The organism is Alkalihalobacillus sp. FSL W8-0930 (genome assembly GCA_037965595.1).
Classification (GTDB): Bacteria; Bacillota; Bacilli; order Bacillales; family Bacillaceae_D; genus Alkalicoccobacillus.
Genome location: CP150183.1, coordinates 2,671,263 through 2,684,130, shown reverse-complemented (window position 1 = coordinate 2,684,130; position 12,868 = coordinate 2,671,263). Strand labels below are relative to the sequence as shown.

The 12,868-nt window shown below is 41.8% G+C and carries 11 protein-coding genes and 1 other annotated feature; of the genes, 9 read left to right on the top strand and 2 right to left on the bottom strand.

Annotation, left to right across the window (positions count from 1 at the left end; genetic code table 11):
* Positions 1–59: 59 nt before the first annotated feature.
* The gene (locus tag NSQ54_14260) at positions 60–455 is read right to left on the bottom strand and encodes a sigma-w pathway protein ysdB (protein ID WYP25474.1); all 396 of its coding nucleotides are present in this window, start codon (positions 453–455) and stop codon (positions 60–62) included.
* Positions 456–630: 175 nt separating this feature from the next.
* Here NSQ54_14260 and NSQ54_14255 point away from each other — a divergent pair, with 175 nt between their 5' ends.
* Positions 631–1,713, top strand: a complete 1,083-nt coding sequence (locus NSQ54_14255) for a M42 family metallopeptidase (protein ID WYP25473.1) — start codon at positions 631–633, stop codon at positions 1,711–1,713.
* A gap of 263 nt (positions 1,714–1,976) precedes the next feature.
* Here the strand turns inward: NSQ54_14255 and sspI are convergent, their stop codons facing one another.
* Positions 1,977–2,183: a small acid-soluble spore protein SspI gene (sspI, locus tag NSQ54_14250; GenBank protein WYP25472.1), complete on the bottom strand. Its 207-nt coding sequence runs from the start codon at positions 2,181–2,183 to the stop codon at positions 1,977–1,979.
* A gap of 112 nt (positions 2,184–2,295) precedes the next feature.
* Between sspI and NSQ54_14245 the strand changes: the two genes are divergently transcribed.
* The 8 genes from NSQ54_14245 to NSQ54_14210 all read left to right on the top strand — a co-directional run bounded on the left by NSQ54_14245 (position 2,296) and on the right by NSQ54_14210 (position 12,487).
* Complete coding sequence (locus NSQ54_14245) at positions 2,296–3,051, top strand: RNA methyltransferase (protein WYP25471.1); 756 nt, start codon at positions 2,296–2,298, stop codon at positions 3,049–3,051.
* A 68-nt stretch (positions 3,052–3,119) separates the two neighbouring features.
* Positions 3,120–3,350 (top strand) — a binding site (T-box leader).
* Positions 3,351–3,396: 46 nt separating this feature from the next.
* Positions 3,397–4,431: a phenylalanine--tRNA ligase subunit alpha gene (gene pheS / locus NSQ54_14240; GenBank protein ID WYP25470.1), complete on the top strand. Its 1,035-nt coding sequence runs from the start codon at positions 3,397–3,399 to the stop codon at positions 4,429–4,431.
* Positions 4,432–4,449: 18 nt separating this feature from the next.
* Positions 4,450–6,870 (top strand): phenylalanine--tRNA ligase subunit beta, encoded by a 2,421-nt coding sequence (gene pheT, locus NSQ54_14235; protein ID WYP25469.1) that lies wholly within the window; start codon positions 4,450–4,452, stop codon positions 6,868–6,870.
* A 173-nt stretch (positions 6,871–7,043) separates the two neighbouring features.
* A complete protein-coding gene (gene zapA, locus NSQ54_14230) occupies positions 7,044–7,304 on the top strand; it encodes a cell division protein ZapA (GenBank protein WYP25468.1) in 261 nt (86 codons plus the stop codon).
* A gap of 21 nt (positions 7,305–7,325) precedes the next feature.
* Entirely contained in the window at positions 7,326–7,871 is a 546-nt protein-coding gene (locus tag NSQ54_14225; GenBank protein WYP25467.1) for a CvpA family protein, read from the top strand.
* A gap of 79 nt (positions 7,872–7,950) precedes the next feature.
* Positions 7,951–9,678, top strand: a complete 1,728-nt coding sequence (gene polX / locus NSQ54_14220; GenBank protein WYP25466.1) for a DNA polymerase/3'-5' exonuclease PolX — start codon at positions 7,951–7,953, stop codon at positions 9,676–9,678.
* Between the two features lie 16 nt (positions 9,679–9,694).
* Complete coding sequence (locus tag NSQ54_14215) at positions 9,695–12,055, top strand: endonuclease MutS2 (GenBank protein WYP25465.1); 2,361 nt, start codon at positions 9,695–9,697, stop codon at positions 12,053–12,055.
* A gap of 15 nt (positions 12,056–12,070) precedes the next feature.
* Positions 12,071–12,487 (top strand): DUF350 domain-containing protein, encoded by a 417-nt coding sequence (locus tag NSQ54_14210; protein WYP25464.1) that lies wholly within the window; start codon positions 12,071–12,073, stop codon positions 12,485–12,487.
* Positions 12,488–12,868 lie beyond the last annotated feature (381 nt).

Below are 12,868 nucleotides of genomic sequence, written 5' to 3'. Positions count from 1 at the left end.
ATAATTGAATCATTCGCCATTCGTATCTTTTTAAGAAATAATCTGTTACGTCCCAGTCACTATTCCTTCCGCTGATCACGTAGGAATTCTTTTATAGGAGATTTCCATTCAACGTTTGCTTTAGGGTAGCGCGTTTTAATATCTTCCTCGATATATTGAAAATCATCTCGTCCGAGGCCCTGCAAGGCATTATAATCCTTTGTCCAAATATAGATTGTCACAATATCAAATGAGGATTCAGTGGCTCCCATATATTTTTCCCCTTCAAACATAACGCCCTTGTACGTAAGTGAGAAGTTTTTGCGAACATCTTTTGGATCATCTAAAAAGAAAAATTGCTGGTGACTGTGTGCTTTCTCGAGCTTTCGTAAAGGATGGAAAAAGTATTTTACAATACTGTATACGACAATTAAAATGGCTAGTAGAAACATGAGTCTAAAGATAATAACCATCATGTGATCTGAGCCTCCTTGGCTTCATCGAAATTATGAATTTACGTTCGTCTTATGCTATGCTATACGAATGAAAGAGAAAAGGGTTGCACCTTTTTTAGAAAAAAATAAAATAAATTTTATAAAGAGGAGAAATCTACTTTTCCTCGGGTGAATAACAGTCTAAGGAGGCAATGGCATGCAAGAAGATAAACAGCTTAAAATGTTGAAGGATTTAACGGATGCAAAAGGAATATCTGGTTTTGAAGCAGAAGCTCGGAAGGTCATGAATACATATATCGCTCCCTATGCAGATGACGTGTATACGGACAGACTTGGAAGCTTGGTTGCTAAGAAAACTGGCTCACAAAAAGGACCAAAAATTATGGTTGCAGGTCACTTAGATGAAATCGGCTTTATGGTTACATCTATTGATAGTAAAGGGTTTCTTCGGTTTCAAACAGTAGGAGGCTGGTGGGGACAGGTGATGCTGGCTCAACGAGTAACGGTTGTAACCGAACATGGTGAAGTGCCAGGTATTATCGGTTCAAAGCCGCCGCACATTTTAACTCCAGAAGCGAGAAAGAAACCGGTCGAGATCAAGGATATGTTTATTGATATCGGAGCGGAGAGCAAAGAACAAGCAGAGGAATTTGGTGTGCGTCCTGGTGATGCGATTGTACCAGTGTGTGAATTCACCGTCATGAAAAACGAGAAGTTACTTATGGCGAAAGCATGGGATAACCGTATCGGCTGTGCCATCGCGATCGATGTATTAAGACTGCTTAAAGACGTGGATCATCCGAATACGGTTTACGGAGTAGGGACCGTTCAAGAAGAGGTTGGTTTAAGAGGGGCAAAAACATCAGCTGCACTTATCCAGCCAGATATCGGCTTTGGGGTTGACGTGGGAATTGCCGGAGATACTCCGGGGATTACAGAAAACGAAGCCCTTGCAAAAATGGGAAATGGGCCTCAGATTGTGTTATACGATGCGTCAATGATTGCGCATAAGGGACTACGTGACTTTGTTGTAAAAACAGCGGATGAGCACAATATTCCTTATCAATTCGAATCAATGGCAGGCGGAGGAACAGACTCAGGTGCGATTCATCTTACTGCAAATGGGGTTCCGTCTCTTTCCATTACGGTTGCCACTCGTTACATTCATACACATGCAGCCATTCTGCACCGCGATGACTATGAGAATGCAGTGAAGCTAATCGTGGAAGTAATTAAAAAGCTTGATACAGAAACCGTGAAAACCATTACGTATTCATAATAAAAAGAAGAGAATGGGACATGATTTAAACACGAACATAGCAGCAAATCCGCTGCAGGAGAATCCCTCGCACCCGCCGGGAACGGCCTCAGCCCCTTGCGCGGAAAAAGCGCCGCTACAGTGTCTTCACCGCGTTCTGTTCCGTAGGAGTCTCGGGTTCTCCTTCCGCTAGTTTAATAAAACCACGAATGGCGAATGATTCGATTACAGAATCATTCGCCATTTTTTAATTAATTATTAGTTATCTTCAAGCTTTTTTATCTTTATTGCAATCCTTTACTAATCATATCGCAAATTTCATTTTTTTGTTCCTCGTTTGCTTCCTTCCAATACACTTCAAACATCACGCCTAGTCCTGGTAGCATTTTCTCTTCACCATTTTGAATGGCATCAACGATCGTTGCCTCTACTTCTTGTTCACTATGTCCATGAATGTTGGCCATAATTGCGCCGCGTAGGTTAAAACCCATATAAATCTCTCCTTTTTTAATGAAAATCTGTATACAATGTAGTATGGCTTGTTTAAAGTAGAATATGCTGAGGAAAGATGTAGATGGATGATGAAGTGGAAAGGTGAATGAGATGAAACAAATTGATTCAAGTAAGAATGAACAAATTAAACAATGGAAAAAACTACATAAAAAAAGAGGCAGAGAAAAAGCAAATCAATTTCTAATTGAGGGCTTTCATTTAGTGGAGGAATCATTACGTGCGGGAATTGAAATGGTTGCTGTTCTTGTGACGAATGAAGAGGTCATTCCTACTAGCTGGAATGTAGACGACAGAACCATAATTCTAACAAATGACAGCGTCTTAAAGGAATTAAGTGAAACGGATTCCCCACAAGGCATTATTGCCGTATGTACAATACCAGTTCAGCAGGAATTGTCAGCTGAGCCAGGACGGTATTTATTAATTGATCGCGTTCAGGATCCTGGGAACATCGGTACATTAATCCGAACAGCCGACGCTGTTGGAGTAGATGGCGTCATCGTTGAAAAAGGGTCGGTGGATTTGTATAACAGTAAGGTTTTAAGGTCTTCTCAGGGCTCCATATTCCATATCCCTGTAATAAAAGATGAACTTGCTGACTGGATAGATGCGTTTAAACAAGCAGGAGTTCCTGTTTTTGGCACATCCCTTCAAGATGCCTCCATTTATACAGAGGTTCAACCAACGGAGAGCTTTGCGTTGATCTTAGGGAACGAAGGAGAAGGAGTTCAGCCGGATCTGTTAAACAAAACAGATCAGAACCTATATATTCCGATTCATGGGAAGGCGGAGTCCTTAAATGTAGCGATTGCGGCCGGTATTTTACTTTATCATTTAAGAACGTAATGCATTTTCTCTGTTGGTGTTGCGATTAAGAAGCGAATTTATTATAATGAATAACAGATTCATACATGAAAAATGCGAAGAAGGAACATAGTAAACCCCTTACCACCTTTCAGAGAAAGATGTGTATGCTGCGAGCATCTTAAGGAAATGGAGAGGTTGAATTCACTCTGGAGCAGACATTAGCGCGCGAGTAGCGAAAATGTTTCCGGCTTTAAGCCGTTATCCGTTAGAGCGTTTAAAATAGATGGCGACATCTGTTTTTTAAACTAGGGTGGTACCGCGAGTCTTTCGTCCCTTTTTGGGAGAGAGGCTCTTTTTTTATTTTATCAAGCAGGAGGAATGAACATGAAGGAAACATTAGAAGCGCTTCTTCAGGAGGCACTTGGAAAGATCGAAGCAGCAGAGGACGGTCGAGCACTACAAGAGGTTCGTGTTTCATACTTAGGAAAAAAAGGACCAATCACGGAAGTTTTGCGTGGTATGGGAAAGCTATCTGCTGAAGAACGACCAAAAGTTGGGCAAATGGCTAACGAAGTACGAGATGAAATTAAATCTAAGCTAGATGAAAAGGAACAGGCACTTGAAGACATTCGAGTAGCAAAGCAGCTGGAAGAACAAAAGCTTGATGTCACCATGCCTGGACGACCTATTGAAAAGGGAACAAAGCATCCTCTTCAAGCCGTTGTTGAAGAAGTAGAGGATATCTTTATTGGACTTGGTTTTTCAGTAGCAGAGGGTCCAGAGGTAGAGACAGACTACTACAATTTTGAAGCATTAAACTTACCAAAGGATCATCCAGCGCGTGATATGCAGGATTCCTTTTATTTCACAGAAGAGCTGTTGCTTCGTACGCAAACATCACCCGTACAGGCAAGAACGATGGAAGAACATGGTGGGGTAGGTCCGGTTAAAGTTATTTGTCCAGGTCGAGTATTCAGACGTGACAATGATGATGCGACTCATTCCCATCAATTTATGCAAATTGAAGGTCTTTACATTGATCATAACGTACGCATGAGTGACCTAAGAGGTGTTCTTGATTCGTTTGTTAAACGGTTCTTTGGAGAAAATCGTGAAATCCGACTTCGTCCAAGCTTCTTCCCATTTACAGAACCATCTGTTGAGGTAGATGTAACATGTGCATTATGTGGAGGAAAAGGATGTCGAGTATGTAAACAGTCAGGCTGGATTGAAGTACTTGGAGCAGGAATGGTCCATCCAAAAGTGTTAGAAATGAGCGGGTTTGATCCAAACGAATACAGTGGGTTTGCTTTTGGAATGGGTGTAGAGAGACTTGCTATGCTTAAATACGGCATTGATGATATCCGTCATTTCTATACAAACGACAAACGTTTTCTTGCACAGTTCAAAAGGGTTTAAGGAAGGGGAGAATAAATAATGCTTGTTTCATATAACTGGTTAAAACAATATGTAGATGTGAATGATGTAACGGCAGCAGACATTGCTGAAAAAATGACACGTGGTGGAGTAGAAATTGATTTTGTTCATAGCTTAAATCAAGGTGCTTCCTCCGTTGTTGTAGGATATGTTAAATCATGTACGCAGCACCCGGATGCAGATAAATTATCGATCTGTCAGGTCGATATTGGCGAGGAAGAGCCTGTTCAAATTATTTGTGGAGCTGCAAACATCGCTGAAGGTCAAACGGTTGTTGTCGCAAAAGTTGGAGCACGACTTCCAGGTGACATGAAAATCAAAAAAGCAAAATTACGCGGAGAATTATCTCAAGGAATGATTTGTTCTCTTCAAGAGCTTGGAATCGATTCAAACGTCATTGCGAAGGATGTAGCAGAAGGCATTTATGTGTTTTCTGAAGCCATTGCTCCTGGAACGGATGCCCTTGATGCGTTAAACCTGTCAGACGAAGTGCTTGAGTTAGACTTAACTCCGAACCGTTCTGATTGCTTGAATATGCTTGGTGTTGCTTACGAAGTAGCAGCTCTTTACGGAAAAGACGTGACACTTCCAGAGGAGAATGTAGAGGAAGATGCTGCGAGCGCAAGTGAACTCATCTCTGTTGAAGTAGAAAACAAAGAAGAAACAAGCTATTACGAAGCGGTTGTCATCAAGGATGTTAAGGTTGGAGCTTCACCACTTTGGCTTCAGAACCGATTAATGGCAGCTGGAATTCGTCCAATTAACAATGTAGTGGATGTAACGAATTATGTTCTCCTTGAATATGGTCAGCCATTACACGCATTTGATTACGATAAAGTAAGTTCAAAGCAAATCCTTGTTCGCCGTGCGAATGATGGCGAAGAACTTGTCACATTAGATGGGCAAACACGTTCGTTAACAGGTGAAAATCTGGTAATTACTGATGGAGAAGATCCAATTGCTTTAGCAGGGGTAATGGGTGGTAAAAGCACTGAAGTAGATGAGACAACAACGACTGTATTACTTGAAGCAGCCGTTTTCCATTCTTCATTGATACGCCAATCGTCACGCGTAGCAGGTGTTCGCAGTGATTCTAGCGCGCGTTTTGAAAAGGGCGTGAATCCTGAGCGTACACCGCATGCAGCCAAACGAGCCGCAAAGCTTATTCATGAGCTTGCAGCAGGTTCTATTCTTTCAGACGCAGCGATTGCTGATGCACGCACAATAACAGAGCCTAAAATTGAGCTGAATCTAACAAAAATGAACCAACGACTTGGTATGGACTTAACAAGCGAGGAAACAGCAGCGATCATCAAGCAGCTTTCCTTCCAATTTGAACAAACAGATGAAGGGTTCATCGTGACTGCACCTATGCGCCGTCCTGACTTGCAAATTCAAGAGGATTTGTACGAGGAAGTAGCAAGAATATATGGCTATGATAACATTCCAGCAACGCTTCCAGAGGGAACTACATCTCAAGGCTCGCTCACACCGTTTCAGGCAAAAAGACGTCGCGTCGCTAGTTACTTTGAAGGTGTTGGCCTAAGTCAGGTTCTGACGTATTCATTAACAAGCCCAGCTAAAGCGAATGCGTACAAACGTGAGGATCAAACATTGATCCAGTTATCTATGCCTATGAGTGAAGAACGCAGTACGATGAGAACAAGCTTACTGCCTCATCTTTATGATGTGTTGTCTTATAATGTAAACCGCAAGAATGCGAACATGCACGTATACGAGATCGGCTCCATCTTCCGTTCAAACGAAGAAACATTAACAACACAACCATCCGAGCATGAATATGTAGCTGGTGCGCTAACAGGCATTTGGCAGGAAAATACTTGGCAAGGCGAGAAAAAGGTTGTTGATTTCTTTGTTGTGAAGGGAATGATTGAAGGGTTGGTAGCAGAGCTAGGACTTGAAGAGACCATAAGCTTTAAACCGTCAACGCGTCCTCACCTCCACCCTGGCCGTACAGCTGAGGTAACCATGAATGATCAGGTGGTTGGCTATCTAGGACAGCTTCACCCAACCGTACAACGCGATTCAGATTTACGTGAAACATATGTCTTTGAATTAGACTTACAAGCATTACTTCAAACGGATGTATCACTAATTCAATACAAGCCATTACCGAGGTTCCCATCGATTGGACGTGATATTGCACTCGTTGTGAATCAAGATCAAACGGCAGCTGAGATCGAGCAAATCATTAAAGGGGCAGGTGGAAGCTTGCTGACATCCGTTCAACTGTTTGATCATTACGAAGGAGAGCATTTAGAGACGGGTAAGAAATCTCTAGCGTTCTCACTCACGTATCTTGATCCGGAAAAAACATTAACAGATGCAGAAGTGGAAGAAGTTCACCAGGTCATTCTTCAAAAACTAGAATCCGATGCAGGAGCAACACTGCGCCAATAAGTGCTAAAGAGGTCCTATGACAGGGCCTCTTTTCATTTGAAAAAGAGTTTTGTTTGAAAGACTGATGCTTCGTGTTATCATATAAGCTAGGGGTTTTTCTTGACTCAAAATTGAGCCGAAGTCGATTATATGTAATGACTTGGCACAATAAGGTGAACGAGGGGGCTTTTGGGGTGGCGGATCAAAATGACAAAAAACATCGAACAACAGTCTCGATTTATGGTCAGCAATATACAATTGTTGGTCAAGAGGAGCCTGCTCACGTTAAAGAGGTTGTTCGTTTTGTTGACAAACAAATGAGAGAAATGAAACGAAGAAATCCATATCTAGATACAACTCGCCTCGCCGTGCTCACCGCAGTTAATGCCGTTAGCGAATATAAAAAACTAGAAAAACAACTGTCCATGAAAGATGAAGACCATAAAGAAATTTAGCAAGACAGGAGAGTCAGAATCATGTTAAGTATCATTATTTTACTGATGCTAGTATTTAGCTTTTTTGTAGGGAGAAGAAGAGGATTTATTCTTCAACTCATCCACTTAACAGGTTTTATTATATCGTTATATGTTGCGTATAGGTATTCAGGTAACTTAGCTGATAACATTCAGTTCAGGTTGATCATTCCCTTCCCTGAATTTGACGGCGATGGCATCGGAGGAATGCTGATTCAAGCATTTAATACAGAAGATGTGTATTATCGCGCTATTGCTTTTGCGATCTTGTTCTTTGCGACACGTATCATATTACACATTGTAGGAACCATGCTCGATTTTGTTGCTCATCTACCTATATTACGTACGATTAATAAGCTGCTTGGAGGCATCCTTTGTATCGTTGAAACATACTTAATTGTCTTTGTGCTGTTATATGTAGCTGCTGTTCTGCAAATTGATGTTGTTCAAGGATTTATGCAAGATTCAATTGTTGCGCAATTTATGTTGAATCACACACCATTTTTATCTGATTGGATCAAGGACCTATGGATCAGTCAAGATTTTTAGGAGGTTAAAAAAGGCTGGCTCAAGTGAGTCTGCCTTTTTTACCTTTAATTAAGACCATCATAAGGATTGGAGTAGAGATATGGACAAAAAGAAAGTGATTCAAGTACTCGAATCCATTGCGATTCATCTAGAGATCAAAGGTGAGAATACCTTTAAGATTTCTGCTTACAGAAAAGCAGCGAAGGCACTCGAATCCGTTGCCTGGACCTTAGAAGAGATTGAAAAACCAGAGAAGATTGATGGAATTGGAAAAGGAACAGCCTCTGTTATTGAGGAATTAAAAGAGACAGGTCATTCAAGCTTGCTTGAAGAGTTACAAGCATCCATTCCAAGTGGATTACTACCTCTTCTAAAGTTACCTGGAGTTGGTGGGAAAAAGGTTGGTAAACTTTATCAGGAATTAGGGATTACAGATATGGAATCGCTTAGACAAGCCTGTCTGGAGGAGAAACTACGTGGCATGGCAGGGTTTGGTGCGAAAACAGAAGAGAAAATACTAAAATCGATAGAAGCGTTTCAAACCCGTCCTGAACGAGTAGGGATCGCCATCGCACTCAAAGCCGCAACGTTTTTGTTGGATAAACTGCAGCAAATGGATGGTATCATTCGTTATGAACTCGCTGGTAGCTTAAGAAGAATGGAAGAGACGGTGAAGGATATCGACTTCATCCTTTCAACAGATGATCGCGAGAAAGTGGTTGAGCAATTACTCGCTATGGATGGGATCCAGCAAGTCATTGGAGCAGGTGAAACAAAGGTGTCCATTGAAATCGCAATCGAGGAATTTGTCATTGGTGTCGATTTCAGGTTGGTAGAAGACGTTGAATTTGCTTCAGCCCTATTACATTTCACGGGTTCAAAAGAGCACAATGTGAAGCTAAGACAACTTGCTAAAGAACGTGGAGAACAAATAAGTGAGTATGGTGTACTAGATAAGGAAACAGGTGAAACAACAACGTTTAAAGATGAAGAGGCGTTTTATGGGCATTTTGGATTGGCCTACGTACCTCCTGAGGCGCGGTTAGGACGCGATGAGCTTGTAAGCCAATCAGATAAGGACTATGTATCAGAGTCTCATATCAAGTCAGACCTTCATATGCACACAGTATGGAGTGACGGCGCCCATTCAATAAAAGAAATGGTTCAAGGCGCTAAAGACCGTGGGTATACACATCTTGCCATCACCGATCATTCGAAATTTCTGCAGGTGGCAAACGGACTATCGGTTGAGAGGCTTAAGAACCAACATGAGGAAATCCGTACTTTACGCAAAGAATCGGATATCCACATTTTCACGGGAATTGAAATGGATATTTTACCTGATGGTTCACTCGATTATGAAGATGATGTACTAGAAGAAATTGATTTTGTCATCGCATCAATTCATTCTTCTTTTTCCCAAAAAGAAGAAGTCATTATGGAACGTTTAAAGAACGCTCTTTTTAACCCTCATGTTGATTTGATTGCTCATCCAACTGGTCGAATCATTGAGAGACGAGAAGGCTATGCTGTGGATGTGCCTGCATTAATTAAGTGGGCTGCTGAAAGCGGAACGGCCTTGGAGCTTAATGCGAGTCCAGAACGACTCGATTTATCTGCACATTGGGTGCGACTCGCCTACGAGCATGGTGTACCAATTGCTATTAATACGGACGCGCATCATCTTGATCGTTTGTCATTTATGAAATATGGTGTTGGAGTAGCTAGAAAAGCTGGTATCCCAATGGATGCCATTTTAAATACATGGTCGTTTGAGCGTCTACAGACGTATTTACAAACAGCGAAATCAGAACGATTGAAACGATAAAAAAAGGAGTTCATATATGGAACATGTAATGCGTGTATTAGAATATACAAAAATGAAAAAACAGCTCCTAGAGCATGTATCTTGTTCTTTAGGTAGAGAGAAAGTTGAAACATTAGCTCCTTCAACGGACCTCGATGAAATTCAGCGTTGGCAGGAGGAAACAGCCGAGGGAGTGGAAGTTCTTAGACTCAAAGGGCATATTCCACTTGGTGGAATTAAAGACGTCAAGGCTGAAGTGAAACGTGCTCAAATCGGTGGAGTGTTAAGTGCCACGGAGCTTGTAGGAATTAGCTCAACACTTTATGGTGGAAGACAGATGAAATCGTTTATTGAAGAGGTTGTAGAAGAAGAGAAAACGCATATCCCATTACTCTCGGACTATGCCTCTCAGCTTGAGTCTTTACGTGACTTAGAACGCAGCATTAACCAATGCATAGATGATTACGGTCAAGTGATGGATTCTGCAAGTTCAGAGCTTCGTACATTACGTCACCAGGTACGCAGCTTTGAATCCAATGTACGTTCAAAGCTCGAATCATTAACAAAATCCCAAAACACACAAAAAATGCTCTCTGATTCAATTATTACAATTCGTAACGATCGGTATGTGATTCCTGTAAAACAGGAGTATCGCGGGTCCTTTGGAGGGATTGTCCACGATCAATCAGCATCAGGAGCCACTTTATTTATTGAACCCCAAGCTGTTGTGATACTAAACAACCAATTGCGTGAGGCTCGTGTAAAGGAAGCCCAGGAGATTGAACGGATTTTACGGATGCTCTCAGATCGAGTGGCTGAAGACGGCGAAGCTCTTTTACTAAACTTAACGATTCTCGCACAGTTTGACTTTATTTTTGCAAAGGCAAATCATGCTAAAAAGCTAAAAGCGTCTAAGCCTAAATTAAATCGTAAAGGATTTACGAATTTAAGGGATGCAAGACATCCACTACTTGATCCGACGTCTGTTGTTCCCATCTCGCTACAGCTAGGCGGAGACTATCGTTCATTGATCATTACTGGGCCAAACACCGGAGGAAAGACAGTTACTTTAAAAACTGTTGGACTCTTAACATTAATGGCTCAGTCAGGTCTCCAAGTACCAGCAGAGCATGATTCTGAGCTCGCAGTGTATACATCAATCTTTGCGGACATTGGGGATGAACAGTCGATTGAACAAAGCTTGAGTACGTTCTCTTCCCATATGACAAACATCGTACGAATCTTAGATCAAATGAATGCAGACAGCCTTGTATTAATTGATGAACTCGGAGCAGGAACAGATCCGACGGAAGGGGCCGCACTAGCTATCTCCATCCTTGATACAATCTATCGCCGTGGAGCTTGTGTCATGGCAACGACTCACTATAGTGAGTTAAAGGGGTATGCATATAATCGTGAGGGAGCGATCAATGCGAGCGTGGAATTTGATGTAGAAACGCTTCGCCCAACATACCGTTTACTTATTGGTGTTCCAGGTCGAAGCAATGCATTTGCCATCTCTAGAAGACTCGGTTTAGGTGAAGAGATCATTGAGAAAGCAAAAGAACAGATTGATCTTGATTCAACGCAAATGGAAACCGTTATTGCTTCTCTTGAAGAAAGTCAAAAGCGTGTCCAAAAAGAATCAGACGAAGCGACTCAGCTTCGAAAGGATTCAGCGAAGCTCCATGCTGAGCTTGAGGAAAAGCTTGCTGAGCTTGAGTCGGAGAAAGAGAATATCTTAAGGCTAGCTGAAGAAAAAGCCGAGAAAGCAGTAAAGGATGCTACAGAAGAAGCAGAAGTCATTATCGCAGAGTTAAGAGATCTACAAAAACAAGGTCTTGCGGTAAAAGAACACCAAATCATTGAGGCGAAAAAGCACCTTGATGAAGCAGCACCGAAGCTGACGAGTAAGCAAAAACGTGTAAAGAAAATGGCTCAACAAGCAAATCGAAAACCGATTGCTGGTGATGAAGTCAAAGTTCTAAGCTTCGGTCAAAAAGGAACCGTCCTTGCTGATCTTGGTAGCGATGAGTATCAAGTTCAAATGGGAATCATGAAGATGAAGGTTGACCTAAAAGATATCCTTATTACTGAAAAAGCGAAACCGATTGAGACAAGGCCAATGGCTACACTGAGAAGCACTGGAACTCATGTGAAACCAGAGCTTGATTTACGTGGAGAACGGTATGATGAAGCGATGCACCGTGTTGAAAAGTATATTGATGATGCCCTACTTGCTGGTTATCACCAAGTGTCGATCATTCATGGAAAGGGAACCGGTGCATTGCGCAAGGGTGTAAAACAGTTAGTTGATAAACACCCACGAGTGAAAACAGCTAGAGATGCCGATTCAAAAGATGGAGGACTCGGAAACACGGTTATAGAACTTAAATAAAGAAAGGCTGAAACGATGGAACAGTTAATCATTGAGAACGAATATGTACGCACGCTTGCTTTATACAGTGTGAGTATTTTAGCATTAGTCGTATTTTTAGCCATTTTTGAAACGGTTACGTCCTACCGGAACTGGGTTGAAATCAAAAAAGGAAATGTCGCCGTTGCGATGGCGACTAGTGGAAAGATCTTTGGAGTAGCCAATATTTTTAGACACTCTATTCAAAACGCAGATTCCCTTCTTATTATGCTAATGTGGGGAGCGATTGGATTTGTTTTGTTGTTGCTCAGCTATTTTATTTTCGAGTTCTTAATGCCTTCATTTAAAGTAGATGAGGAAATTAAAAACGATAATAGAGCAGTAGGGCTCATTTCTATGATCATCTCAATCGGCCTCTCCTACGTGATCGGAGCAGGCATACACACACGTTAAGATAGGGGAGAAGCAATGGAAAAGCTAGCAAAAGTCTTATACGCCTGTTGCGGTGTACTGCTGATCGCCGGAGTGATTTTTTTGTGGTTGAACTAGGATAGTGCTTGTTTTTAAGTAAGCGACAAAAAAGAATGGAGTCGAAACATTAGTGTTGATAGCAAAACACGAACATAGCGCAATATCCGCTACGGGAGAATCCCTCGCACCTGCGGGAACGGCCTCAGCCCCTTTAGCGGGAAAAGCGCCGCTAAAGTGTCTTCACCACGTTCTGTTCCGTAGGAGTCTCGGGTTCTTCCTCCGCTTGTTCAGATAAAATTACGAATGGCGAATGATTCGATTGTTGAATCATTCGCCATTTTTTTTAATTATAAATAATGTCTC

What these genes read in the sequence shown, in the direction of transcription:
- NSQ54_14260 (WYP25474.1), bottom strand. Translation starts at nt 455, where the DNA reads ATGATGGTTATTATCTTTAGACTCATGTTTCTACTAGCCATTTTAATT.
- NSQ54_14255 (WYP25473.1), top strand. Translation starts at nt 631, where the DNA reads ATGCAAGAAGATAAACAGCTTAAAATGTTGAAGGATTTAACGGATGCA.
- sspI (WYP25472.1), bottom strand. Translation starts at nt 2,183, where the DNA reads ATGGGTTTTAACCTACGCGGCGCAATTATGGCCAACATTCATGGACAT.
- NSQ54_14245 (WYP25471.1), top strand. Translation starts at nt 2,296, where the DNA reads ATGAAACAAATTGATTCAAGTAAGAATGAACAAATTAAACAATGGAAA.
- pheS (WYP25470.1), top strand. Translation starts at nt 3,397, where the DNA reads ATGAAGGAAACATTAGAAGCGCTTCTTCAGGAGGCACTTGGAAAGATC.
- pheT (WYP25469.1), top strand. Translation starts at nt 4,450, where the DNA reads ATGCTTGTTTCATATAACTGGTTAAAACAATATGTAGATGTGAATGAT.
- NSQ54_14225 (WYP25467.1), top strand. Translation starts at nt 7,326, where the DNA reads ATGTTAAGTATCATTATTTTACTGATGCTAGTATTTAGCTTTTTTGTA.
- polX (WYP25466.1), top strand. Translation starts at nt 7,951, where the DNA reads ATGGACAAAAAGAAAGTGATTCAAGTACTCGAATCCATTGCGATTCAT.
- NSQ54_14215 (WYP25465.1), top strand. Translation starts at nt 9,695, where the DNA reads ATGGAACATGTAATGCGTGTATTAGAATATACAAAAATGAAAAAACAG.
- NSQ54_14210 (WYP25464.1), top strand. Translation starts at nt 12,071, where the DNA reads ATGGAACAGTTAATCATTGAGAACGAATATGTACGCACGCTTGCTTTA.